Annotated in this window: 12 protein-coding genes; 4 read left to right on the forward strand and 8 right to left on the reverse strand. The window is 62.9% G+C overall.

The window, feature by feature from the left end:
- Nucleotides 1–6: 6 nt before the first annotated feature.
- From Q8X48_RS09165 to Q8X48_RS09195, 7 genes are all read right to left on the reverse strand, one after another.
- Entirely contained in the window at nt 7–549 is a 543-nt protein-coding gene (locus Q8X48_RS09165; protein ID WP_407800451.1) for an exonuclease domain-containing protein, read from the reverse strand.
- Nucleotides 550–620: 71 nt separating this feature from the next.
- Nucleotides 621–2,582: an acetyl/propionyl/methylcrotonyl-CoA carboxylase subunit alpha gene (locus tag Q8X48_RS09170; protein WP_407800449.1), complete on the reverse strand. Its 1,962-nt coding sequence runs from the start codon at nt 2,580–2,582 to the stop codon at nt 621–623.
- Nucleotides 2,583–2,692: 110 nt separating this feature from the next.
- The gene (locus Q8X48_RS09175; RefSeq protein ID WP_407800447.1) at nt 2,693–3,490 is read right to left on the reverse strand and encodes an enoyl-CoA hydratase/isomerase family protein; all 798 of its coding nucleotides are present in this window, start codon (nt 3,488–3,490) and stop codon (nt 2,693–2,695) included.
- Complete coding sequence (gene atuD / locus Q8X48_RS09180; RefSeq protein WP_015094073.1) at nt 3,487–4,644, reverse strand: citronellyl-CoA dehydrogenase; 1,158 nt, start codon at nt 4,642–4,644, stop codon at nt 3,487–3,489. The genes Q8X48_RS09175 and atuD overlap by 4 nt, the downstream gene beginning before the upstream one ends.
- A 24-nt stretch (nt 4,645–4,668) precedes the next feature.
- Entirely contained in the window at nt 4,669–6,285 is a 1,617-nt protein-coding gene (gene atuC / locus Q8X48_RS09185) for a geranyl-CoA carboxylase subunit beta (protein WP_407800444.1), read from the reverse strand.
- Between the two features lie 3 nt (nt 6,286–6,288).
- On the reverse strand, nt 6,289–7,158 hold the full coding sequence (locus Q8X48_RS09190) for an SDR family oxidoreductase (protein ID WP_007973449.1): 870 nt from the start codon (nt 7,156–7,158) through the stop codon (nt 6,289–6,291).
- Between the two features lie 12 nt (nt 7,159–7,170).
- Nucleotides 7,171–8,973 carry an acyclic terpene utilization AtuA family protein gene (locus Q8X48_RS09195; protein WP_407800442.1) on the reverse strand — a complete coding sequence of 601 codons (1,803 nt, stop codon included), beginning with the start codon at nt 8,971–8,973 and terminating at the stop codon, nt 7,171–7,173.
- Nucleotides 8,974–9,151: 178 nt separating this feature from the next.
- On the opposite strand from Q8X48_RS09195, the gene Q8X48_RS09200 reads away from it, so the two are divergent.
- The 3 genes from Q8X48_RS09200 to Q8X48_RS09210 all read left to right on the forward strand — a co-directional run bounded on the left by Q8X48_RS09200 (nt 9,152) and on the right by Q8X48_RS09210 (nt 11,780).
- Entirely contained in the window at nt 9,152–9,775 is a 624-nt protein-coding gene (locus Q8X48_RS09200; RefSeq protein ID WP_217837574.1) for a TetR/AcrR family transcriptional regulator, read from the forward strand.
- A gap of 156 nt (nt 9,776–9,931) precedes the next feature.
- Nucleotides 9,932–10,690 carry a substrate-binding periplasmic protein gene (locus tag Q8X48_RS09205; RefSeq protein ID WP_407800440.1) on the forward strand — a complete coding sequence of 253 codons (759 nt, stop codon included), beginning with the start codon at nt 9,932–9,934 and terminating at the stop codon, nt 10,688–10,690.
- A gap of 76 nt (nt 10,691–10,766) precedes the next feature.
- Nucleotides 10,767–11,780: a GNAT family N-acetyltransferase gene (locus Q8X48_RS09210; protein ID WP_126050052.1), complete on the forward strand. Its 1,014-nt coding sequence runs from the start codon at nt 10,767–10,769 to the stop codon at nt 11,778–11,780.
- A gap of 126 nt (nt 11,781–11,906) precedes the next feature.
- Here Q8X48_RS09210 and Q8X48_RS09215 read toward each other — a convergent pair whose 3' ends face one another.
- Nucleotides 11,907–12,455 (reverse strand): RNA polymerase factor sigma-70, encoded by a 549-nt coding sequence (locus Q8X48_RS09215; RefSeq protein WP_407800438.1) that lies wholly within the window; start codon nt 12,453–12,455, stop codon nt 11,907–11,909.
- A 382-nt stretch (nt 12,456–12,837) separates the two neighbouring features.
- On the opposite strand from Q8X48_RS09215, the gene Q8X48_RS09220 reads away from it, so the two are divergent.
- Nucleotides 12,838–25,836 (forward strand): non-ribosomal peptide synthetase, encoded by a 12,999-nt coding sequence (locus Q8X48_RS09220; protein ID WP_407800436.1) that lies wholly within the window; start codon nt 12,838–12,840, stop codon nt 25,834–25,836.
- Nucleotides 25,837–26,099: the final 263 nt, after the last annotated feature.

Genomic DNA, 26,099 nt, shown 5'->3' on the forward strand with positions numbered 1-26,099 from the left:
ACCTGTCTAAAGAGGAAGAACCAGTGGCAGCAGGCGTGCGGTATTGCGCGCATCTTCCAGCGCCCGGTGTTGCTGGCCGGTGAACTGCAGGCCGGCCAGTTGCAGGGCGCCGTTGAGCCCCAGCGGGCGTTCCAGACGCCTGGCCTTGGCAAAGCGCTGTTTGAGGTTCATGTGGGGCACGTTGGCCAGGGCACTGGCAAGTCCCAGTTGCTGCCAATCCTGAAGCAGCTGTTTGCGATCGTAGTCGCCCCAACTGGCCCAGCCTTCAAGTCGCGCGTGGTGTTGGCCGAGCCAGCGCTCAAATGCCGGCCAGACTTCGCCCAGCGGTTGCGCCGCATCGATGTTGGCTTGGGTGATGTGCGTCAGCTCGCGGCAAAATGGCGTCAGCAACGGCCGCCGCAAGGGGCGGACGAAGCGCTGGAACTGGTCCAGTTCGCGTCCCTTGCGGTCCACCAGGGTGGCGCCGATTTCAATGATTTCCATATCCGTTACTGGCCATCCACCCTCATCGGTGGTGGCCTCCAGATCAATGACCAGCCAATGAGGCATTGCAGGGTTCCTGGTATCCGCGTCCTGATAGGCTTTGAGCGTAGCCAAACCCGGCGGTTCCGCCTAGCGCCTTATTCGACCTCCAACAGTATCTGCCGGTTTTTCACCTGATCCCCGACTTTGACTTGCAAGCGTTTCAGGACACCGTCGATGCCTGATTTCAAGGGGTGCTCCATTTTCATCGCTTCCAGTACCACCAGCAGCTGGCCCTTGGTGACCGGGCTGCCTTCATTGACCAGGACGTCGACAATCGCACCGTCCATCGGGGCCTTGAGGGTGCCGCAACTGACACTGGCCCGGCTGGAAACCTGCGCCTGAGTGCGATCGGCAAACTGCAAGCTGCCCGGCCGGGTAAACAGCCAGAGTTGCCCTGCCTCCAGGCGATAGGCGTGGCGCTGGCGGATGCCATCGATCTCGAGGGTGGCCCGGCGCCCATCGTAGTGGAGGACCTTCAGCTCGAGACAGCGTTCGGCGACCTGAATGCGCAATGGTTCACCCGGGATTGCCTGCAACGTCACCACCCAGTCTTGATCCTCAAGGCCGATGCGATAGTGCAGGGGCACGCTGGCATTGTTGCGCCAACCGCCCAGCGGGGCGGGATGAGGCTGTGCCGACGCCAGGTAGAAGAGGGCGGTGGCGATGGCCAGGTGTTGCGCGCCCGGGGCATGGGACTGCAGGCAGGCAGGGTCGGCAAAGTGCTGCGCGATGAATCCGGTACTGAAGTCACCGCTGGCGAACTGCGGGTGCTCCAGCAGGCTGGCGAGCAAACGCTGATTGCTTTGCACCCCCAGCAGCACGCTGTCCTGTACCGCCCGCAGCAATTTGCGGCGGGCCTCCTCGCGGGTGGCGCCGTGGGCGATGAGCTTGCCGATCATCGGGTCGTAGAAGGGGCTGATGAGCTGACCTTCGATCAGGCCGTGGTCGATCCGCACGCCCTCCTGCAATCCCGGTTCCCAGGCCACGACGCGCCCGGTTTGCGGCAGGAAACCCTGGGCCGGGTCCTCGGCATACAGGCGTACTTCCATGGCGTGGCCCGTGAGTTGCACCTGCTCCTGGCGCAAGGGCAGGGGTTGCCCTTCGGCGATGTTCAATTGCCAGGCCACCAGATCCAGCCCTGTGATCAATTCGGTCACCGGGTGCTCGACTTGCAGTCGGGTGTTCATCTCCAGGAAATAGAATTGCCCGCTGGCATCCAGCAGAAACTCCACGGTGCCCGCGCCGACGTAATGCACTGCCCGGCCGGCCTTGAGCGCAGCTTCGCCCATGGCCTGGCGCAGTTCAGAGGTCATCACCGGGCAGGGTGCTTCCTCGATGACTTTTTGATGCCGGCGCTGCACCGAACAATCGCGCTCGCCGAGGTAAATCAGGTTGCCATGCCGGTCACCGAACAGCTGAACCTCGACATGACGGGGTTCGATCAGTGCCTGTTCGAGAATCAGTTCACCGCTGCCAAATCCGTTCAGGGCTTCGGAGCGTGCCGTGCGAATCTGTTCCAGCAGGTTGCCGGCTTCGTGCACCAGGCGCATGCCGCGTCCACCGCCGCCAGCGCTGGCCTTGATCATCAACGGATAGCCGATGCGCTCGGCTTCGCGGCTCAGGGTGGCGTCGTTCTGTTCGGCGCCTTGATAGCCTTTGATGCAGGGCACACCGGCTTCGATCATGGCGATCTTCGACAGGCGCTTGCTGCCCATCAGTTCGATGGCCTCGGGGCTGGGGCCGATGAAGGTGATGCCGGCATCCTGGCACGCGCGGGCAAACCCGGCGTTTTCCGAGAGGAAACCGTAGCCCGGATGGATCGCATCCGCGCCCGTGCGCCGGGCAGCGTCGAGAATGGCCGGGATGTTCAAATAAGACTGTTGCACCGCGGCCGGACCGATGTTGACTGCTTCGTCGGCCATCTGTACATGCAGGGCATCGGCGTCGGCATCGCTGAACACGGCGACCGTGCGATAGCCCAGCGCCTGGGCCGTGCGCTGGATGCGGCAGGCGATTTCACTGCGGTTGGCGATGAGGATTTTTTTCAGTCCGGGCATGGGTTGGCTCTCTGGATTTTGCGGTGTTTGTTCGGGCCTCTTCGCGAGCAAGCCCGCTCCCACATTTGAAATGCATTCCAGTGTGGGAGCTGGCTTGCCAGCGAAGATTTTCAGGAGGCCCAGCCCGGTTTGCGTTTTTGCACGAAGGCCATCGTTCCCTCGACGCCTTCTGCCCCGGTCACCGCTTCGCTGAACCATTCGGCAGCCTGATCAAGCAACTCATCCGACGGCTGACCCGCACTCGCCAGCAAGAGTTTCTTGGTCGCCGCATTCGCCCCCGGCGCACAACACAAGACATGGGCCAACACCTCATCGAGACGCTCGGCCAGGGCCTGCGGATCATGTTCGACAAAGTGCACCAGCCCCATGCGCCGTGCCTGGTGACCATCAAACCGGGCCGCGGTCAGGGCCAGGCGCCGGGCTTGGGTCAAGCCGATGCGTTGCACCACGAATGGCGCAATTTGCGCCGGCAGCAGACCCAGGCTGGTTTCCGGCAGGCCGAATTGCGCCTGGTGATCAGCCAGGGCGATATCGCTGACGCAGGCCAGGCCGAGACCACCGCCGAGTACCGCGCCTTGCAGCACCGTGATCACCACTTGCGGTGCGTGTTGCACCTCTTGCAGCAGTGCGCCGAACACCCGGTTCAGGTCCCGGTGCGCAGTGGGGCCCTGAGCGCGGGCGTTGGCCATGTCCTTGATGTCGCCGCCAGCACAGAAGTGCCCGCCGACGCCACCGATCACCAGCGCGCGAACCCCTGGCTTATCGCGTACCGCCGCCAGCACCGAGCGCAACTCAGCGACCATCTGCAAGCTCATCGCATTGCGGCATTCCGGGCGGTTGAGGGTGACATGCAACACGCCGTTGTGCAGTTCCAGCAGCAAGGTCTGGCAAACCGGCAGGTTGTTCATTTCTTCTTCCCCGGCAGGATGCCCATCAACTTGCAGATGATCCCCAGCATGATTTCGTCGGCGCCGCCGCCAATCGACACCAGCCGCACGTCGCGGTAAGCGCGGGCCACCGGGTTGTCCCACATGAAGCCCATGCCACCCCAATACTGCAGGCAGCTGTCGCTGACTTCGCGGCCCAGCCGCCCGGCCTTGAGCTTGGCCATCGAAGCCAGGCGCGTGACATCCTGGCCTTTGACGTATTGCTCGGTGGCCTGATAAACCAGCGCCCGCAGGCATTCGATCTCGGTTTGCAGCTCAGCGAGACGGAAGTGGATGACCTGATTGTCGATCAGCGCATTGCCGAAGGTTTTGCGCTCCTTGCAGTATTCGATGGTGCTGTCGACACAATATTCCAGGCCCTTGATCATGTTGGCCGCGCCGAACAGGCGCTCTTCCTGGAACTGCAGCATCTGCATCATGAACCCCGCGCCTTCATGGCCGATGCGGTTGCGCTGCGGCACGCGCACGTTGTCGAAAAACACCTGGGCGGTTTCCGAGCTGCGCATGCCGAGCTTGTCCAGGTGCGAACTCAAGCTGATGCCCGGCGTATTCATCGGCACCATGATCAGCGACTTGTTGATGTGCGGCTTGTCGTCCGAGGTGTTGGCCAGCAGGCAGATGAAGTCGGCGCTCGGTGAGTTGGTGATCCACATCTTGCTGCCGTTGATCACATAGTCGTCGCCGTCCTTGCGCGCGGTGGTTTTCAATCCGGCGACGTCGGAACCGGCACCGACTTCGGAAACACCGATGCAGCCGACCTGCTCACCGCTGATGGCCGGGCGCAGGAATTCCTCGCGCAATTCATCGGAGCCGAAACGGGCCAGTGCCGGCGTGCACATGTCGGTCTGCACGCCGATGGACATCGGGATGCCGCCGCAATGAATGGTGCCGAATTCTTCGGCGGCGACGATCGAATAGCTGTAGTCGAGCCCCATGCCGCCGAATTTTTCCGGTTTCGAAATGCCCAGCAAGCCGAGATCGCCGGCCTTGCGGAAGATGTCATGGATGGGGAAGCGCCCGGCCTTTTCCCATTCCTCGACGTGCGGGTTGATCTCGTGCTCGACGAATTGGCGCACGGTGCGGCGCAGTGCTTCGTGTTCCTGGGTGAAGATCATTTTTATTGTTCTCCTTGAGCCGGCCTAGAGCCGGGCTACGCCAAAACTGTTGGCTTGCAATGGCCGCACCTGGGCCTCGTGACAAATGTCCAGCAAGTAACCGAGCAAGGTCCGGGTATCGCGCGGGTCGATCAAACCGTCGTCCCACAGATTGGCGCTGCCGTAGAGCGCGGTGGACTGGCTGTCGAGTTTCTGCGCGGTGACCTGTTCGAGCATGTCGAGCATTTTCGGATCGGGCACCAGGCCGTCCTTGGCCTGTTTCGCCTCGGTGACAATGCGCAGCACCTTGCCCGCTTGCGCACCGCCCATCACGGCGGTGCGGCTGTTGGGCCAGGCGAAGATGAAACGCGGGTCGAGGCCGCGCCCGCACATTGCATAGTTGCCGGCACCGTAGGAGCCGCCGACGACTATGGTCAGCTTCGGCACCCGGGCGTTGGCCACCGCTTGAATCATCTTCGCGCCGTGCTTGATCACCCCCTGCTGTTCCGATTCGGTGCCGACCATGAACCCGGTGGTGTTGTGGAAAAACAGCAACGGCGTCTGGCTCTGGTCGCACAGCTGGATGAACTGCGCGGCCTTGCTCGCGCCCTTGGGCGTGATCGGGCCGTTGTTGCCGATGAAGCCACAGGCGCGTCCCTGAACTTTCAGGTGACCGCAGACGGTCTGCTGATCGAATTCGCCCTTGAACTCGAGAAAGTTCGAGGCGTCGGCAAGCCTGGCGATGATTTCGCGCACGTCGTAGGGTTTTTTCGGGTCATCCGGGATCAGGCCGAGCAGTTCGTCGATAGGGTACAGCGGCTCCTCCCAGCGACGTTCGGGCGATGGGGGCAACTGCTCGTTCCACGGCAGCAGGTTGACGATCTCGCGTACCTGGCGCACACCATCGGCGTCGTTTTCAGCCAGGTATTCGGCGGTGCCGGCGATTTGTGCGTGCATCTCGGCGCCGCCCAGTTCTTCATCGGTCGCGACTTCGCCGGTGGCGGCCTTGAGCAGTGGGGGACCTGCGAGAAACAGCTTGGCCTTGCCGCGCACCACCACCACGTAATCAGACAGCCCCGGCTGATAGGCACCGCCCGCCGTGGCCGAGCCGTGCACCACCGTCACCTGCGGCAAACCCATGGCCGACATCCGCGCCTGATTGGCAAAGCTGCGCGCGCCTTCGACGAAAATCTCCGCCGCGTAATTGAGGTTGGCGCCGCCGCTTTCGGCGAGGGTGATCACCGGCAGTTTGTTTTCCATGGCGATCTGTTGCAGGCGCAGGGATTTCTTCAAGCCGCTGGGGGAGATGGTCCCGCCCCTGATCGCACTGTTGTTCGCCACCACCAGCACGCGCACGCCAGACACATAGCCGATACCGGCGATCAGGCCGCCACCGGCGCAGCTGCCGTCCTTGTCGTCGTGCAGCTTGTAGCCGGCCAGGCTCGCCAGTTCGAGAAACGGAGCGCCGGGGTCGAGCAGCAGATTGAGGCGCTCGCGGGGCAATAACTGACCGCGTTTTTCGAACCTGGGTTTGGCTTCGGCGGCCTTGTCCAGCAGGTTCTGTTCGAGCACGCGGACTTGTTCGATGGCGCTCAGCATTGCCGTACGGTTCCGGGCGAACGGCTCGCTGTGGGGATCGAGTTGCGACTGAATCACCGGCATGGGTTATTCCTTGTCCTTCAACACATCGGGTATGTAGGCGCGGTGGAAACCGTTGTACGACTCACTGTTGGTCGCTTTATGGATCGGCCAGGCGCGCCCGCCGAGGCTGGCGGCGCCGTCGATGCGCAGGGTGCTGCCGCTGACGAACGCCGCTGCCGGGCTGAGGAGGAAAACGATCGCCGCGCTGACTTCCGATTCGGTGCCGATGCGCTTGAGCGGTACGTGTTCGCGCAGGGTCGGGATCACGGCCTTGAAGGCGCCTTCGTAGGTGTCCATGCCGCTGGAGGCAACCCAGCCCGGCGCCACGGCGTTGACCCGCACGCCGGCATGACCCCACTCGTACGCGGCGGTCTTGGTCAGGTTGTCCATGCCCGAGCGTGCCGCGCCGGAATGCCCCATGCCGGGCATACCGCCCCACATGTCGGCGAGCATGTTGACGATGGCGCCGCCGTGCTGGCTCATGGATTGGTTGAACACTTCCCGGGCCATCAGGAAGCCGCCCACCAGATTGGTGCGCATCACGGTTTCGAAACCCTTCTGGTTGATCGAGGCCAAGGGCGACGGGTACTGCCCGCCGGCATTGTTGACCAGGCCATGGATCGGGCCGTGCTTGCGAATCAGTTCGCTGACCAGATGCGTCACCGCTTCTTCCTCGCGGATATCGCAAACGGCCCAGTCGGCCTTGCCGCCGTCCTCGGCGATTTCCGCTGCAACGGTTTTGAGCTTGTCGGCCTTGCGCCCGACCAGCAGCACATGGGCGCCGAGGGCCGCCAGTTCGTGGGCGGTGCAGCGGCCGATGCCGCTGCCGCCACCGGTGACGATGATGTTTTGGCCGGCAAACAAATCGGCTTTGAAAATCGAATCGTAGGCCATGGCGACAATCCTCTAGTTGAACTGGTCGGCGATGCGCTGCGGCACCGGGATCTGGATTTCCAGCAGTTGCTGGGCGAAGGCTTTGCCTTGCGGGTCGATGCGCAGGCTGGCGACACCGCCGCCGCCGAGGGCGTTTTCCAGCAGGAAATTCAGGCTGTGGCTGGCGGGCAAGTACCAGCGTTCGACCCGCCCGTGGATGGGATCGAGGACGTGGCCCATCCAGTCGACGATCACTTCAGGGGTCAGGGCCTCAGCGATCCATGGCAGGAATTCGGGCTCGCGGGCCATGACGCCGATGTTGCTGTGGTTGCCCTTGTCGCCGGAGCGGGCGACCGCCAACTTGACCAGGGCCACGCTGGCGTCGGCCTGGCCGGTCGGCTTCGGCGCAGCGAACGGGGCTGGCAGGTCAAGCGGGTCGAGCGTATCGAGGGCGGGCAGGGCACAGGGGTGGCGCCGGCCCATGAAATCAATGTCCAGCGTGCAGGCGGTTTTGTCGATGAGGAACGAGAACAGTCGGATCAGCGGATACACCGTCGGCCGGCCACCGACAATGCCGGTCAGCCCCGGCGCCATGCCGGTGGCAGCCTGGGCAATCTCCCGGGAGAACACGATCAAGGCCTGCTTGTCCGGATGGCGCACGGCGAGTTTGATCACCACTTCGCGGCTGTCCTGCCGCTGGCCGTGAGGGCCATAGGTGGCCTCGCTGCCCAGCAACTCGATATTCACCTCGCTGTACGGCGCCCAGCCGCGCTGGCTGAACATTTCCGAGGTCTTGTTGATGATCGCCGCGCTGACTCGCCGCGCCTTGTCGACGGCATCGATGCCGGCAATCAGGCAACTGGCGGTACAACGAAAGCCATCGGGGTACGTGGCGCTGACCTTGTATTGAGCCGTCGGCGGCAGGCCTTTGGCGCCGTGCACCTGCACCGCGTTCTTGCCTTGTTGCAGCAGTTTGACCTGAGTGAAGTCGCACACCACGTCGGGCAGCAGATACGCGCGCGGATCACCGATTTCATACAGCATCTGTTCGCCCACCGTCAGCGGTGTGACCAGCCCGCCGGTACCTTGCGGTTTGCTGACGATGAACTGGCTGTCGGCGCTGACTTCAACGATGGGAAAACCGATGTGTTCGTAGTCGGGCACGTCGCGCCAATCGGTGAAGTTGCCGCCCGTGCACTGGGCGCCACATTCGATGATGTGCCCGGCCAATGCGGCCTGGGCGAGCTTGTCGTAGTCGTGCCACGACCAGCCGAACTCATGCACCAGCGCGGCGCTGACTACCGCACTGTCGACCACGCGCCCGGTGATCACGATGTCCGCGCCCAGACGCAGGGCTTCGACGATGCCGGGTGCGCCGAGGTAGGCATTGGTCGAGACGCACCTCGATGGCAGGGGTGCACCGCTGAACATTTCATGAATGCCTTGGCTGCCCAGCTGCTTGAATTGCGGTTGCAGGTCGTCACCCAGCAGCACGGCGATTTTCAACGTCACCCCGGCCTTGTCGCAGGCCGCTTGCAGGGCGGCGGCGCAGGCTTGGGGATTGACCCCGCCGGCATTGCTGATGACCCGGATGTTGTGCTGTGCGAGCTGCGGCAGCAAGGGCGCGAGCACTTCGATGAAGTCGCCCGCATACCCGGCCTGGGGATCTTTCATCCGTGCGCCGGCCATGATCGACAGGGTGATTTCGGCCAGGTAATCGAAGACCAGATAGTCCAGATGCCCGTGTTCCACCAGTTGCGCGGCAGCGGTCGAGGTATCGCCCCAGAACGCGCTGGCGCAACCGATGCGAATTGATTTTGGCGCAGTCCGTTCCATAGCCACCTCCAACCCAAGTGTGTCGACATTACCAAGCAAGCGCTTGGTTTGTAAATGACTGGATTATCTTCTTCCCAAGCGCTTGCTTGGTTGCACCCATGAGCTTAAATTGCCCGCGCAACCCCGCTGTTTTCGGGGGGATCGGCGTTATTGATTGATCGACTGTAGGAGAGAACGGGTGGACGAGCAAAAAGCCCTGAGGGTCATGCGTGAATTGGTGGACGACGGCCAATTGACCGACCCGGACAGCGCCCGTGGCAAGCTGCTGCAAGTGGCGGCCCACCTGTTCCGCAATAAAGGCTATGAGCGCACGACAGTGCGCGATCTGGCCGGTGCCGTGGGCATTCAGTCCGGGAGTATTTTCCACCACTTCAAAAGCAAGGACGAAATCCTGCGCGCCGTGATGGAGGAAACCATCCGCTACAACACCGCGTTGATGCGTGCGGCCATCGCCGAGGCCGGCAATGTGCGCGAACGGGTGCTGGCGCTGATCCGCTGTGAATTGCAGTCGATCATGGGTGGCAGCGGCGAGGCCATGGCCGTGCTGGTCTACGAATGGCGCTCGCTGTCCGAAGAAGGCCAGGCCAAGGTCCTGGCGCTGCGCGAAATCTACGAAGACATCTGGCTGCAAGTACTGGGCGAAGCCAAGACCGCCGGGTTTATCCGCGGCGATGTGTTCATTACCCGCCGCTTCCTGACCGGCGCATTGTCCTGGACCACCACCTGGTTTCGCGCCGGCGGTAGCATGAGTCTTGATCAGTTGGCCGATGAAGCGTTGATTCTGGTGCTGGAAGACCGGTAATAAACTTGTGTTGGCCAGCATTAAACTGGCTAACTTGAAGAAAACGCCTAGCTTGAAGTCATTGATGCCGTTTTATTGGGGAGTGAGCTTGTTTTGAGGGGGTCGCCAATTCGGACAGCTTCGCAGCTTTTGCTCGCGACGCTTGCGGCATTAACAATGCTGCCATCCCAGGCTGCGCAACTGGTGCGCATTGGTGCCGCGCATTTTCCGCCCTACACCGTGCGCCCGGAATCCGGGGCCGATACCGGGTTGCTGCCGCAGCTGGTCGAGGCCTTGAACGCTGCGCAAAGTGACTATCAGTTTGTCCTGGTGCCCACGTCCATTCCACGGCGTTTCGGTGACTTGAAGCAGGGCCGGGTCGACATGGCCATCTTCGAAAATCCGGCCTGGGGTTGGGAGGACACTCCCCATACCGCCGTCGACATGGGGCTGGAAGACGCCGAGATTTTTGTCGCGCAACGCCTGCCTGATCGGCAGCAAAGCTATTTTGCCGACCTGAGCGGCAAGCGCCTGGCACTCTTCAGCGGTTATCACTACGAGTTCGCCAACTTCAATGCCGAGCCCCAGTACCTGGCGAAAAACTACAACGCCACGCTGACCTATTCCCATGACAGCAATCTGCTGATGGTGTTACGCGGTCGCGCCGACATCGCCCTGGTCACGCGCTCTTACCTGAACGACTACTTTTTGCGCAATCCAAAGGTCGCCAAGGAGTTGTTGGCGTCCGATCGCATCGATCAGGTCTATCACCATTACGCCATCCTGCGCCCGGCGGCCCCCATCAGCGGCGAGGTCTTCGGCAAATTGTTGCAAGGCTTGCGGGACGGTGGCCAGATGCTGAAGATTTTCGATCCGTACAAGATTGCGGTGGTGCCGGTCCCGCACAAAGAACCGCTACCTCAAGTCGTCAATTGACGTTCTTTTCCTAAATTTCCCTCCGTGGCTGACGTCACCTCGTTGAACTGTCGACGATTATCGTGAGCCCGCCCCCATGTCCAATCTGAATGACCTGACTGCCCTGTGCCTGCCGACCGGCAGTCGTCTTGCCGCTGATGAAACACAAAGCCGCCTGAGTCTCAGCCTGGAAGGGCAGCCGTTGCTCACCCTGCGGCTCAATCGTGGCCCCGAGTTGCACGTGCAATTGCTGGAGCACTTCAGTCACCCCGAAGGGCAAGCGATATGGGCGGCCTGTTACTGGCTGTTCGCCCGTGACCCCGACTGTCAGCGCCTGGTCTGGCAACTGCAAGACGTGCCGCACGAAGCTGTGCTCAGTGGTTTGCTGATTCCGACTTCCGTCAATGGCCAGTATTGCTGCGAGCGCACCTTGTTCTGGCAGTTGCCGCAGCCATGGCTGGGGCGTTCCCTGACCGGCAGCTACCCACAGCAAATGGTCATCACCGGTGGCAAGCGTCATCCGCTGCGAGCGGTGAAACCCCAGGGTGAGGTGTATCGACGATTCGATGCGCGGCTGGGCGCCTGGGTTTCCCTGCGTACCCTGGAAATCGAGCAAGACCTGGCGCGTTTCAACCGTTGGCAGAACAGTCCGCGCGTCGCCAGCTTCTGGCAGGAGGAGGGCAGCCTCGAACAGCATCGCCAATACCTGAGCAAACTCGAGGCCGATCCGCACACCCTGACGCTGATCGGGTGTTTCGACGATCAGCCGTTCGCTTACTTCGAAGCCTACTGGGCCAAGGAGGATCGCATCGCCCCCTTCTATGATGCCGGCGATTACGACCGCGGCATTCACATGCTGGTGGGGGAGGAAAATCATCGCGGTCCGCACAAGGTGGCGAGCTGGTTATCGGCGCTGGTGCATTACCTGTTTCTCGATGATCCGCGCACGCAGCGCGTGGTGGCCGAGCCGCGTGCCGATAACGCGAAGATGATCGGGTACATGCACAACCAGTGCTTTCACTGCGATAAGGAGTTCGACTTCCCGCACAAGCGCGCGGCCTTGATGGTATTGGGGCGGGAGCGGTTTTTCGATCGGTGCGCACTGGCCTGAGAGGTAAGGCTCAAGCCCTGTATTGACCTTGAGTCCACTATCGCGAGCAAGCTCGCTCCCACAGGGTGTGCGCTGAACTTGTGGGAGCGAGCTTGCTCGCGATGGGCGCGATGCAGATCTCGGATCTTATTGGCGAGTAGCCATATCGCCACGTTTGCCCGACACCTTGCGGCAGTGCACCAGCGCATCGCGAATCATGAAGTTCACCAGGGTCGGCGAGACGCCGAGTTCCTTGGCGATGTCTTTTTGCGGTACGCCGTGCAGGCGATACATCTCGAAGGCGTAGCGGGTGCGGCTCGGCAACTCGGTCAACGCATCGGCAATGTGCTCCAGCGTCGAGAAATTGATGTGCGAAGTTTCCGGTGACGCACCCTGGATCACCACATTCAGCCCTTCCTCTTCAGGGCCGGAGTACTTCTGCTCCAGCGCCTGCTTGCGGTAGTGGTCGATCGCCAGGTTGCGCACGATCTGGAACAGGTAGCTGAGCTGGGCCTTGATCGAACTGGTGATGGGCGGGGCCGATTGCAACCGGAAGAACGCGTCCTGCACAACATCTTCGGCACGTGAGCGGCAACCGGTAATACGGGCTGCAATCTTCACCAGAATCAGTCGATTATCGACGAATGCCTGAAGTAGCGGTGTATCGCACCTGCTTGTGGATACTGGTTCCATCATGGAAATCACCTTGCTGCCAAAAGGTTAGTGGGACGGGGATAAACCGGGGGGCCGTCCTGCACAATCGAGCGACAAACTAGGCTTAATGATAATGATTGTCAAATGAGAAAAAGAATTACTGCGCACCAAAGGTGCAGAGTGCGAACTGCGACACGTTGTCTCACTTCAGTCCGCTTTGCGTTCCAGCCTGGCGACTAATTATTTCCAGACGTCATCCGTTCTCATTGGTGAATTGCACAGCGCAACCCTCATCACCCCGTAGGAGCGAGCTCGCTCGCGATGGTCGTCAACGATGACGATGGGCGCCTGACACCCCGCGGTGTTCTCCGGATTTTCGCGAGCAGGCTCGCTCCTACCAAGCCGAAATCAGGCAGGAAACCTCATGACCGACGCGTTCGAACTCCCCAGCACAATGGTCCAAGCCCTTCAGCGCCGCGCGGCCCTGACGCCGGATCGGGTGGCCCTGCGTTTTCTTGCCGAGACCCCGGATCAGGCTGTGGTGCTCAGTTATCGCGAGCTGGATCAGCGGGCGCGGACGATTGCCGGCGCCTTGCAGGCTCAAGCGGATGTTGGCGACCGCGCCGTGTTGTTGTTCCCCAGCGGCCCGGATTACGTCGCGGCGTTCTTCGGTTGCCTGTACGCCGGGGTGATCGCGGTCCCGGCCTACCCACCGGAGTCGACGCGCCGTCATCACCAGGAACGCCTGCTGTCGATCATCAGCGATGCCCAGCCGCGCCTGCTGCTGACCAGCGCCGGGCTGCGCGATGCATTGCAGCAAATCGAAGGGGCGCCGCCGTTGCTGTGTGTCGACACCCTCGACGGTGCACTGGCCGAATGCTGGGTCGCGGCGGATTTGCAGGACGATCACATCGCTTTCCTGCAATACACTTCCGGCTCCACCGCACTGCCCAAGGGCGTGCAGGTCAGCCACGGCAATCTGGTGGCCAACGAATTGCTGATTCGTCACGGCTTCGGCATCGACCTCAACCCCGACGACGTGATCGTCAGCTGGCTGCCGCTGTACCACGACATGGGCCTGATCGGCGGCTTGCTGCAGCCGATTTTCAGCGGCGTGCCTTGCGTGTTGATGTCACCGGCGTACTTCCTCGGTCGGCCGTTGCGCTGGCTGGAAGCGATCAGCGAATACGGCGGCACCATCAGCGGCGGGCCGGATTTTGCTTATCGCCTGTGCAGCGAGCGGGTCAGCGAATCGGCCCTGGAACGGCTGGACCTGAGTGGCTGGCGCGTGGCGTATTCCGGTTCCGAGCCGATTCGCCTCGACACCCTGGAACGCTTCGCCGAGAAGTTCGCGACCTGCGGTTTCACCGCGGACAGCTTCATGGCCTCTTACGGTCTGGCCGAAGCCACCTTGTTTGTGGCCGGCACAGTGCGCGGCGAAGGCATCGGCAACCTGCAGGTGGACGATCAGGCTCTGGCGCAGAACCGGGTGGAAGTGGGCGAGGGCAGCCCGATCATGAGTTGTGGCATCAGCCAGCCGGCTCACGCCGTGCTGATCGTCGACCCGGTCTCGCTCAGCGAACAGGCCGACAACGCCGTCGGCGAAGTCTGGGCCAGCGGGCCGAGCATCGCCCTCGGTTATTGGCGCAACCCCGAGGCGTCAGCCAAAACGTTCGTCCGGCACGCCGGCCAGACCTGGCTGCGAACCGGTGACCTGGGTTTCATGCGCAACGGCGAGCTGTTCATCACCGGCCGCCTGAAGGACATGCTGATCGTGCGCGGGCACAACCTGTACCCGCAGGACATCGAACAGACCGTCGAGCGTGAAGTGGAAGTGGTGCGCAAGGGCCGTGTTGCCGCCTTTGCCGTCACGGTCGATGGTCAGGAGGGCATCGGCATCGCCGCCGAAATCAGCCGCAGCGTGCAGAAAATCCTGCCGCCCGAGGCGCTGATCAAAGCCATTCGCCAGGCCGTCGCCGAGGCATATCAGGAAGCACCGAGCGTGGTGGTGTTGCTCAATCCGGGTGCGCTGCCCAAAACGTCCAGCGGTAAATTGCAACGCTCGGCGTGCCGCAGTCGACTGGCGGACGGCAGCCTCGACAGCTACGCGGTGTTTCCGTCGGCCAGCACCGCAAGTGCAAGCCAGGTCGAGTCGGGCTCTGAGCTGCAAAACCTGATCGGCCGTATCTGGTGCGAGCAATTGCAGGTCGGGCAGGTGGGCGCCGACGATCATTTCTTCCTGCTCGGCGGCAACTCCATTGCAGCGACGCAAGTGGTGGCGCGTCTGCGTGAAGCGCTGGGGCTGGAGTTGAACCTGCGCCTGCTGTTCGAGGCCCCGACCCTCGGCGCCTTCGCCGATGTCGTGGCCCGTTCGCAACAGGACGGTGGCCTGGCCCAAGGCGCGATCACGGCGCTGTCGCGCCAGCAACCGATGCCGCAATCGCTGGCACAAAACCGTTTGTGGATCACCTGGCAACTCGACCCCCACAGCAGCGCCTACAACATTCCGGGTGCCTTGCGCCTGCGTGGCGAGCTGGACGAGAACGCATTGCGCGCCAGTTTCCAGCAGTTGATCGAGCGCCACGAATCCTTGCGCACGCGCTTCTTCGAGCGTGATGGCGTGGCGTTGCAACAGGTCGTTGCGGCCTCCGGGTTTAACCTGCAAATGATCGACATCAGCGATCTGCCTGCTGGCGAGCGTGAAGCCCGCGCGCAGCAAATCCGCGAGGATGAAGCGCGGACCCGGTTCGACCTGGAGAAAGGCCCGCTGTTGTGGGTGACGCTGGTGCGCCTCGACGACGAAGACCATCAGTTGTTGGTGACGATGCATCACATCATCGCGGACGGCTGGTCGCTGAATGTGCTGATCGACGAGTTCTCGCGCCTGTATGCGGCGGCCTCCCAAGGCCAGCAAGCGCTCCTGGCGCCATTGCCGACGCAGTACGCCGATTACGCCAGCTGGCAGCGCCAATGGCTGGCGCAAGGGGAGGGCGAGCGGCAACTGGCCTACTGGAAAGCCCGTTTGGGCGATGAGCATCCGACCCTGAGCCTGGCCACCGATCATCCACGCTGCGCACAACAACTGCACAGCGCTTCCCGCCATACCGTGCGTCTGGGTGCGACCCTCAGTGATGCGATTCGCCAGACCGCCCAGGCCCACGAATCGACCTCCTTCATGCTGCTGCTCGCCGCGTTCCAGGCCTTGCTGCATCGCTACAGCGGTCAGCGTGACATCCGAATCGGCGTACCGAACGCCAACCGTCCGCGCCTGGAAACCCAGGGCCTGATCGGCTTTTTCATCAACACCCAGGTCCTGCGCGCCGAGGTGGATTCACGGCTGCCGTTCACTGAGCTGCTTGGGCAAACCCGTCAGGCAGCGCTGGGTGCGCAAGCGCATCAGGACTTGCCGTTCGAGCAGTTGCTTGAAGCTTTTCCGCAGGCCCGTGAACAGGGTTTGTTCCAGGTCATGTTCAACCACCAGCAGCGCGACCTCAGTGCCTTGAAACGCCTGCCGGGGTTGCTGGCCGAAGAGCTGCCGTGGCACAGCCGGCAAGCCAAGTTCGACCTTCAATTGCACAGTGAAGAAGATCGCAACGGGCGCTTGAGCCTGTCCTTCGACTATGCCAGCGAGTTGTTCGATGCGGCGACCATCGAGCGCCTGTCCGAGCATTACGCCAACCTGTTGCGTGAAGTCTGCGAGCGTCCGCAAACGGCCCTCGGCGATCTGCAACTGCTTACTGAGCCTGAGCACAACCAGCAAGCAAACTGGTCCGTTGCACCCTGTACACCGGCCAGTCAATGGCTGCCGGAACGGCTTGACGAACAAGCCCGGCGGACCCCGCAGCGCACGGCGTTGCTGTGGGACGGCGGTCAGTTGGACTTCGCCGGACTGCATACCCAGGCCAACCGCCTGGCCCATTACCTGCGCGACAAGGGCGTCGGCCCGGACGTCTGCGTGGCCATTGCCTGCGAGCGTTCGCCGCAACTGCTGATTGGCCTGCTGGCGATCATCAAGGCCGGTGGTGCTTATGTACCGCTGGATCCGGACTACCCGGCCGAGCGCCTGTCCTACATGCTCAGCGACAGCGGTGTCGAACTGCTGCTGACGCAAACCTGCTTGCTCGATCGCTTGCCGGCCAGCCAGGGCGTCAGTGTGATCGCCATGGATACCTTGCACCTGGACAGCTGGCCAAGCCAGGCGCCGGGCCTGCATCTGCAGGGCGACAACCTCGCCTATGTGATTTACACCTCGGGATCGACCGGTCAACCAAAAGGCGTCGGCAACACCCACGCGGCGCTGGCCGAGCGCCTGCAATGGATGCAGCAAACCTATCAGTTGAACGAAACCGACGTGCTGATGCAAAAGGCGCCGATCAGTTTCGACGTGTCGGTGTGGGAGTGCTTCTGGCCGCTGATCACCGGCAGTCGCCTGTTGCTTGCCGGCCCCGGCGAACACCGTGATCCCCATCGCATCGCGCAGCTTGTGCAAGCGTACGGCGTGACCACGCTGCACTTCGTACCGCCGCTGCTTTCGTTGTTCATCGACGAACCGCTCAGCGCGCAATGTACGAGCCTGCGCCGCGTATTCTCCGGTGGCGAAGCCTTGCCAGCGGAGTTGCGCAACCGCGTGCTGGCGCAACTGCCGGCCGTACAGTTGCACAACCGCTACGGTCCGACCGAAACCGCAATCAACGTCACCCATTGGCAGTGTTCCAGCGCCGATGGCGAACGTTCGCCGATTGGCCGGCCACTGGGCAATGTGATCTGCCGCGTGCTCGACAGCGAGCTCAATCCGGTTCCGGCCGGTGTACCGGGTGAGTTGTGCATCAGTGGCAGCGGCCTGGCGCGTGGCTATCTGGGCCGTCCGGGCCTGACGGCGGAACGCTTTGTCGTCGATCCATTGGGCGAGCACGGCGCGCGTCTGTACCGCACCGGTGATCGTGCACGCTGGGCTGGCGATGGCGTGATCGAGTATCTCGGTCGCCTCGATCAGCAGGTCAAGCTGCGCGGTTTCCGCGTCGAGCCACAGGAAATCGAAGCCCGTCTGCTGGCGCAGGAGGGTGTCGCCCAAGCGGTGGTGCTGGTGCGCGAAACGGCGGCGGGTGGACAACTGGTTGGTTACTTCACCACCACCGATACATCTGAATCCATCGATGCGCAAACGACTCGCCTTAAAGCGGCGCTGACGGCGCAGCTGCCGGAATACATGGTCCCGGCTCAGCTGATGCGGCTGGACCAAATGCCCCTCGGCCCGAGCGGCAAACTCGACCGTCGCGCCTTGCCGGAACCGCAGTGGCAGGTTCGCGAACACGTCGAGCCCGTGACCGAACTGGAGCAACAGATCGCCGGCATCTGGCGCGAAGTGCTGGGCCTGACGCCAGTCGGCCTGCGCGATGATTTCTTTGCCCTCGGCGGCCACTCGCTGCTGGCCACGCAAATCATCTCCCGCACCCGCCAGGCCTGTGACGTCGAGTTGCCGCTGCGGACGCTGTTCGAACACAGCGAACTGGGTGCATTTGCCGAACAGGTCCGCTTGATCCAGGCCAGCGGCAGCACCAACAAACAGCCGCCGATTGAAACAGTCGACCGTCGTCAGGCGGTGCCGCTGTCCTATTCCCAGCAGCGCATGTGGTTCCTCTGGCAGATGGAACCGGACAGCCCGGCGTACAACGTCGGCGGCATGGCGCGGTTACGTGGCGTGCTGGATGTCGCGCGTTTCGAAGCGGCGCTGCAAGCCTTGATCATGCGCCATGAAACCCTGCGCACGACGTTCCCGAGCGTTGACGGCGTCGCTCGCCAACAGGTGCACATGGAGACCGGCGTGCGCATGGCGTGGAAGGATTTCTCCGCGCTGGATGCCGAAGGCCGCGAGTGGCAGGTCCAGCAACTGGCCGACGACGAAGCGCACCAGCCGTTTGATCTGGAAACCGGACCGCTGTTGCGTGCGTGCCTGGTCAAGACTGCCGAGCAGGAACACTACTTCGTTCTGACCTTGCACCACATCGTTACCGAAGGCTGGGCGATGGACATCTTTGCCCGGGAACTCAGCGCGCTGTACGAAGCCTTTGTCGACGACCGTGAGTCGCCGCTGGCGCCGTTGCCGGTGCAGTACCTGGATTACAGCGTGTGGCAACGGCAGTGGCTGGAGTCGGGCGAGCGTCAGCGTCAGCTCGATTACTGGACCACGCAACTGGGCCATGAGCATCCGCTGCTGGAGTTGCCGGCTGACCGTCCGCGTCCGCCGGTACAAAGCCATCAGGGTGAGCTGTATCGCTTTGACCTGAGCGACGAGCTCGCGGCACGGGTCCGTGCCTTCAATGCACAACACGGCCTGACCCTGTTCATGACCATGACCGCCACACTGGCGACCCTGCTGTACCGCTATAGCGGCCAGACTGATTTGCGCATCGGCGCGCCTGTGGCCAACCGCATTCGTCCGGAAAGCGAGGGGCTGATCGGCGCATTCCTCAACACCCAGGTGCTGCGCTGCCAGCTCGACGGACAGATGTCTGTCGGCGAGCTGTTCGAGCAGGTGCGCCATACGGTGATCGAAGGCCAGTCCCATCAGGACCTGCCGTTCGATCATCTGGTGGAAGCCTTGCAACCGCCACGCAGTGCGGCCTACAACCCGTTGTTCCAGGTGATGTGCAACGTGCAGCGCTGGGAGTTCCAGCAAAGCCGCACCCTGGCCGGCATGACGGTCGAGTACCTGGCCAACGATGCCCGCGCGACCAAGTTCGACCTCAACCTGGAAGTCACCGACCTCGATCATCGACTGGGCTGCTGCCTGACCTACAGCACCGATCTGTTCGACGAACCGCGCATCGCCCGCATGGCCGGGCATTGGCGCAACCTGCTGGAGGCGCTGATTACCGATCCGCAACAACGCTTGAGCGAACTGCCGCTGCTGGCATCCGGCGAGCAACAGCTACTGCTCGACAGCCTCGGTGTCGAGGCGGGCGAACATCGGCTGGATCAGTGCATCCATCACCTGTTCGCCGAGCAGGCCCTGATGCGCCAGGACGCGCCGGCCCTGACCTTCGCCGGGCAGACCCTGAGCTACGCCGAACTCGATAGCCGCGCCAACCGCCTGGCCTGGATGCTGCGCGAGCGTGGCGTCGGACCGCAGGTTCGCGTGGGCCTGGCACTTGAGCGTTCGCTGGAAATGGTGGTCGGCCTGTTGGCGATCCTCAAGGCGGGCGGTGCCTATGTGCCGCTGGATCCGGAATACCCGCTGGACCGCTTGCACTACATGATCGAAGACAGCGGCATCGGTTTGCTGCTCAGTGATGCGGCGATGTTCAAGGCCCTGGGCGAGTTACCGGCGACCGTCGGCCGCTGGTGTCTTGAAGAAGACGCCGCTGCGCTGGCCCATTTCCCGGCCACCGAACTGCCGCCGATCAGTCTGGCGCAGCATCACGCCTACCTGATCTACACCTCGGGCTCGACCGGCAAACCGAAAGGCGTGGTGGTGTCCCACGGTGAAATCGCCATGCATTGCCGCGCGGTAATCGAGCGTTTCGGCATGCGCCCCGACGACTGCGAGCTGCATTTCTATTCGATCAACTTCGACGCCGCCACCGAGCGTTTGCTGGTGCCGCTGCTCAGCGGCGCGCACGTGGTGTTGCGCGCGCAAGGGCAATGGGACGCGGAAGAAATCTGCGGCCTGATCCGTCGTCATCAGATCAACGTACTCGGTTTCACGCCGAGCTACGGCAGCCAGTTGGCGCAATGGCTGGCGACCCAGGACCTGACCCTGCCGGTGCGCATGATCATCACCGGCGGCGAAGCGCTGACCGGTGAGCACCTGGCGCGTATTCGTGCAGCGTTCAAGCCGAGCCGGTTCTTCAACGCCTACGGCCCGACCGAGACCGTGGTCATGCCGCTGGCCAGTCTTGCTCCGCAAGTGCTGGAAGAGGGCGCCGGCAGCGTGCCGATCGGCAGTGTGATCGGCGACCGCGTGGCCTACATTCTCGACACCGACCTGGCGTTGGTGCCGCAAGGCGCGACGGGCGAGTTGTATGTCGGTGGCGCGGGTCTGGCCCAGGGTTATCACCAGCGTCCGGGCATGACGGCGGAGCGCTTTGTGGCCGATCCGTTTGCCGCCGATGGCGGGCGTATCTACCGCACCGGTGACCTGGTGCGCCAGGGTGCCGATGGCCTGGTGGAGTACCTTGGGCGCATCGACCATCAAGTGAAGATTCGCGGATTCCGCATCGAGCTCGGTGAAATCGAAACCCGCCTGCTGGACCATGATTCAGTCCGTGAGGCGGTCGTGCTGGCGCTTGACGCACCGAGCGGCAAGCAACTGGTCGGCTATCTGGTGACGGATGTCGCCGAACAGGACGAAGCGCAGCAATCGATGTTGCGCGAGGCCCTCAAGGCGCATCTGAAATCGCAACTGCCGGATTACATGGTGCCCACGCACCTGATCCTGCTGGCGAGCATGCCGTTGACCGGCAACGGTAAGCTCGACCGCCGCGCGCTCCCGGCACCGGACCCGGAGCTGAATCGCCAACACTACGTGGCGCCGGGCAGCGAGCTTGAAGTCACGCTGGCGCAGATCTGGTGCGACGTGCTGAACGTCGAGCAGGTCGGTCTCAACGACAATTTCTTCGAACTGGGCGGCGACTCGATCCTGTCGATCCAGGTGGTCAGCCGGGCGCGGCAGCAGGGCATTCACTTCAGCCCTCGCGACCTGTTCCAGCACCAGACCGTGCAGACCCTCGCCGCCGTGGCCACCCGCAGCGAGCAGGTCAAAGCCGAGCAGGGCTTGATCATGGGCGAGTCGCGCCTGACACCCATCCAGCACTGGTTCTTCGACACCGATATCGCGCAACGCCAACACTGGAACCAGGCGCTGTTGTTGCAACCGACGGTGGTGCTGGAATCTCATCGCCTGGAGCAAGCGTTGCTGGCGGTGATCGAACAGCACGACGCCTTGCGCCTGCGCTTTGGCCAGGTTGCCGGCCAGTGGCAGGCCTTGCACCAGCCGATTTCCGATGCGCCGGTGTTGTGGCAAGTGCGTGTTTCGTCCATGGATAAATGCGCGGCCTTGTTCGCCGATGCCCAGCGCAGTCTCGACCTTGAACAGGGACCGTTGCTGCGCGTGTTGCTGGTCGATGGCCCTGAAGGCCAGCAACGCTTGTTTATCGTCATTCACCACCTGGTGGTGGACGGTGTGTCGTGGCGGGTGCTGCTCGATGACCTGCAAACCCTGTATCGCCAACTGGAAGCACGGCAGTCGGTGAAACTGCCGGCGAAAACCAGCGCCTTCAAGGACTGGGCCGCACGCTTGCAAGCCTACGCCGGCAGCGAGTCCCTGCGCGAAGAGCTGGGCTGGTGGCAGGCGCAACTGGCCGGGCCAAGTGCCGATTTGCCCTGCGATCACCCTGAAGGCGGACGGCAAAACCGTCATGCGCAAACCGTCAGCGTGCGTCTCGACAGCGAGCGTACGCGGCAGTTGCTGCAACAGGCGCCAAGTGCCTATCGCACTCAGGTCAACGACTTGTTGTTGACTGCTTTGGCCCGCGTTTTGTGCCGCTGGAGCGGTCAGCCATCGGCGCTGATCCAGCTGGAAGGCCACGGCCGCGAAGCGCTGTTCGACGACATCGACCTGACCCGCACGGTGGGCTGGTTCACCAGTGCCTACCCGTTGCGCCTGACGCCGTCGAACATCGAAGAAGCCGCCGGGCAGGGGGCCTCGATCAAGGCGATCAAGGAGCAGCTGCGTGCCGTGCCGCACAAGGGTCTGGGTTATGGCGTGCTGCGTTACCTCGCCGATGAGCCGAGTCGCCGCAGCATGGCGACGTTGCCGCAGGCACCGATTACCTTCAACTACCTCGGCCAGTTCGACCAGAGCTTCGGCGCGGACGCGCTGTTCCATCCACTGGATGAAGCCGTCGGCGCGGCCCACGATGCCTATGCACCGTTGCCCAACGAGCTGAGCGTCGACAGTCAGGTGTATGGCGGTGAACTGGTATTGCGCTGGACGTTCAGCGCCGAACGCTTCGATCCGTCCACCATCGGCGAGTTGGCCGATGCCTACCTCGGTGAGCTGAGCAGTCTGATCGAGCATTGCCTGCGCGACGACGCCGGTGGCCTGACGCCGTCGGACTTCCCGCTGGCGCAGCTCAATCAGACGCAACTGGATGCGTTGCCGGTGCCGGCCGCCGTTATCGAAGACGTCTACCCATTGACCCCGATGCAGGAAGGCATGCTGTTGCACACCTTGCTGGAGCCAGGCACCGGCCTGTACTTCATGCAGGACCGCTACCGCATCAACAGCGAGCTGGATCCGCAGCGTTTTGCCCAGGCCTGGCAAGCCGTAGTCGCCCGCCACGAAGCGTTGCGCGCGTCGTTCTGCTGGAACGTCGGTGAGGACATGCTGCAGGTGATCCACAAACCGGGCAGCACACCGATCGAGTACCTCGACTGGCGTGATATCGCCGAAGCCGAGCAAGAGCCGAAGCTGCAAACCTTGCTCAAGACCGAACGCGAAGCCGGGTTCGATCTGCTCAACCAGGCGCCGTTCCACTTGCGCCTGATCCGTGTGGACGCGGCGCGCTACTGGTTCATGATGAGCAACCACCACATCCTCATCGATGCCTGGTGCCGCTCGCTGCTGATGAACGATTTCTTCGAGATCTACAGCGCCCTCGGCGAAGGCCGGGAAGCGCAGCTTGGGCCTGTGTCGCGTTATCGCGACTACATTGGCTGGCTGCAACGCCAGAGCCTGGACGAAGCGCGGCAATGGTGGAAAACCAACCTGCGAGGGTTTGAGCGGACCACGCCGATCCCGAGCGACCGGCCGTTCCTGCGTGAGCATGCCGGCGACAGTGGCGGCATGATCGTCGGCGACCGCTACACCCGGCTCGATGCCCGGGACGGTGCGCAATTGCGCGAACTGGCCCAGGCCCATCAGTTGACCATCAACACCTTCGCCCAGGCGGCGTGGGCGCTGGTGCTGCGACGCTTGAGCGGTGATCGCGACGTGCTGTTCGGCGTCACCGTGGCCGGGCGTCCGGTGGAGATGCCGCAGATGCAGCGCACCGTCGGCCTGTTCATCAACAGCATCGCGCTGCGGGTGAAGATGCCCGAGGACGGTCAGCGATGCAGCGTGCGCCAGTGGCTCAGCGGTCTGCTCGACAGCAACATGCAACTGCGTGAATACGAATACCTGCCCCTGGTGAACATCCAGGAGCAAAGCGAGCTGCCCAAAGGCCAGCCGCTGTTCGACAGCCTGTTCGTGTTCGAAAACGCCCCGGTGGAAGTCTCGGTGCTGAACCGTGCGCAGAGCCTCAACGCGACCTCGGATTCGGGCCGGACCCACACCAACTTCCCACTGACGGCCGTGTGCTATCCGGGGGATGATCTGGGCTTGCACCTGTCCTACGACCAGCGCTATTTCGATGAAGCCACGGTCGAGCGCATGCTCGGCGAGTTCAAGCGTTTGCTGCTGGCGCTGGTGGAAGGTTTCCACGGCGACATGGCCGACCTGCCGTTGCTGGGGGCCGAGGAGCAGGACTTCCTCCTCCATGGCTGCAACCAGAGCGAACACGAATATCCACTGCAGCAGAGCTACGTTTCATTGTTTGAAACGCAGGTGGCCCGACACCCGCAGCGGATTGCCGCCAGCTGTCTTGACCGGCAGTACAGTTATCTGGAGCTGAACCAGCGCAGTAACCGTCTCGGTCATGCATTGATCGCCGCCGGTGTCGGGTGCGATCAACCGGTGGCATTGCTGGCCGAACGCAGTCTCGATCTGCTGGGTATGATCATCGGCAGCTTCAAGGCCGGCGCGGGGTACCTGCCGCTGGACCCGGGCCTGCCGAGCCAGCGTCTGAGCCGGATCATCGAGCTGAGCCGAACGCCACTGCTGGTGTGCACGCAAGCGTGCCGTGAACAGGCGCAGGCCTTGCTTGACGAGTTCGGCTGCGCCAGCCGGCCACGGCTGCTGGTCTGGGAGGAGGTCCAGGCCCTTGCGCTGTCGGCGGACAATCCCGGCATCTACAGCAGTGCGGACAACCTGGCCTATGTGATCTACACCTCCGGTTCCACCGGTTTGCCCAAAGGCGTGATGGTCGAGCAGCGCGGCATGCTCAACAACCAGCTGAGCAAAGTGCCGTACCTGAACCTGAGCGACGCCGACGTGATCGCCCAGACCGCCTCGCAAAGCTTCGACATTTCCGTGTGGCAGTTCCTCGCCGCGCCGCTGTTCGGTGCACGGGTGGACATCGTGCCGAACACCATCGCCCATGATCCGCAGGGTTTGCTGGCGCATGTTGCGGCCCAGGGCATCACCGTGCTGGAAAGCGTGCCATCGCTGATCCAGGGCATGCTCGCCGAGGAGCGCATGAGCCTCGACGGCCTGCGCTGGATGCTGCCGACCGGTGAAGCGATGCCGCCGGAACTGGCGCACCAATGGTTGCTGCGTTATCCGCAGATCGGCCTGGTGAATGCCTACGGTCCGGCGGAGTGTTCGGACGACGTGGCGTTCTTCCGTGTCGACCTGGCCTCGACCCGCGGCAGCTATTTGCCGATCGGTACGCCGACCGACAATAACCTGTTGTATGTGCTCGATGGCGCACTGGAACTGGTGCCGCTGGGTGCCGTGGGTGAACTGTGCGTCGCCGGCACCGGGGTCGGGCGCGGTTATGTCAGCGACCCGCTGCGCACGGCCCCGGTGTTTGTGCCGAACCCGTTCGGCGCGCCCGGCGAGCGTCTGTATCGCACCGGCGACCTGGCGCGCCGTCGCAGTGACGGCGTGTTGGAGTACGTGGGGCGCATCGACCATCAGGTGAAGATTCGCGGCTACCGCATCGAGCTGGGTGAAATCGAGGCTCGCCTGCATGAACAACCGGAAGTCCGCGATGCGGCGGTGGGTGTGCAGGAAGGGGCGAACGGCAAGCATCTGGTGGGCTATCTGGTGGCGGCGCAGGTGGCGTTGAGTCCGGCCGAGGGATTGGAGCGGATCAAGCAACGCCTGCGCGCCGAACTGCCGGAATACATGGTGCCGCTGCACTGGCTGTGGCTGGACAAGCTGCCGCTGAACGCCAACGGCAAACTGGACCGCAAGGCCCTGCCGGCGCTGGAGATCGGCCAGATGCAGAGCCAGGATTACCAGGCGCCGCGCAATGACCTGGAGCAGACCCTGGCGGACATCTGGGCTGAAGTGTTGAAGGTCGAGAAGGTCGGCGTTCGCGACAACTTCTTCGAACTGGGCGGGCATTCGCTGCTGGCCACGCAGATCGCCTCACGGGTGCAGAAAACCCTGCAACGGGACGTGCCGCTGCGGGCGATGTTCGAGTGCAGCACGGTGCAGGAGTTGGCCGGTTACATCGACGGATTGGCGGCCAGCGAGATCACCGAGGAGAAGGTGGATCGCTTGAATGACCTGATGGCGGAGCTGGAGGGGCTGTAATCTCCAGCGGCTGTACTGGCTTCATCGCGGGCAAGCCCGCTCCCACAGGTTCCGTGGTGTACTCATGATGTATGAACACCTGAATCCCTGTGGGAGCAACTGTCTTCCCCATACCGCTCGTCACCGCCATTCGGTGCCGTCCCGCAACATGGCAGGATCCGCATGCAGGCGTTGGCGCAACAGTATCGTGTGATAGCAGAGGCTGGGCATATTTCCAATCTGGAAAATTCAGTGCTCGTCACCGCTGCTTTGCTGGAGTTCCT

Source organism: Pseudomonas sp. QLc11A, assembly GCF_052112305.1.
Lineage (GTDB): Bacteria > Pseudomonadota > Gammaproteobacteria > Pseudomonadales > Pseudomonadaceae > Aquipseudomonas > Aquipseudomonas laurylsulfatiphila.

Excerpts from the sequence above, each read along its gene's own strand:
- Q8X48_RS09170 (WP_407800449.1), bottom strand. The coding sequence starts at position 2,582 with ATGCCCGGACTGAAAAAAATCCTCATCGCCAACCGCAGTGAAATCGCC.
- Q8X48_RS09190 (WP_007973449.1), bottom strand. The coding sequence starts at position 7,158 with ATGGCCTACGATTCGATTTTCAAAGCCGATTTGTTTGCCGGCCAAAAC.
- atuD (WP_015094073.1), bottom strand. The coding sequence starts at position 4,644 with ATGATCTTCACCCAGGAACACGAAGCACTGCGCCGCACCGTGCGCCAA.
- Q8X48_RS09165 (WP_407800451.1), bottom strand. The coding sequence starts at position 549 with ATGCCTCATTGGCTGGTCATTGATCTGGAGGCCACCACCGATGAGGGT.
- Q8X48_RS09175 (WP_407800447.1), bottom strand. The coding sequence starts at position 3,490 with ATGAACAACCTGCCGGTTTGCCAGACCTTGCTGCTGGAACTGCACAAC.
- Q8X48_RS09220 (WP_407800436.1), top strand. The coding sequence starts at position 12,838 with ATGACCGACGCGTTCGAACTCCCCAGCACAATGGTCCAAGCCCTTCAG.
- Q8X48_RS09215 (WP_407800438.1), bottom strand. The coding sequence starts at position 12,455 with ATGATGGAACCAGTATCCACAAGCAGGTGCGATACACCGCTACTTCAG.
- Q8X48_RS09205 (WP_407800440.1), top strand. The coding sequence starts at position 9,932 with ATGCTGCCATCCCAGGCTGCGCAACTGGTGCGCATTGGTGCCGCGCAT.
- Q8X48_RS09195 (WP_407800442.1), bottom strand. The coding sequence starts at position 8,973 with ATGGAACGGACTGCGCCAAAATCAATTCGCATCGGTTGCGCCAGCGCG.
- atuC (WP_407800444.1), bottom strand. The coding sequence starts at position 6,285 with ATGCCGGTGATTCAGTCGCAACTCGATCCCCACAGCGAGCCGTTCGCC.
- Q8X48_RS09210 (WP_126050052.1), top strand. The coding sequence starts at position 10,767 with ATGTCCAATCTGAATGACCTGACTGCCCTGTGCCTGCCGACCGGCAGT.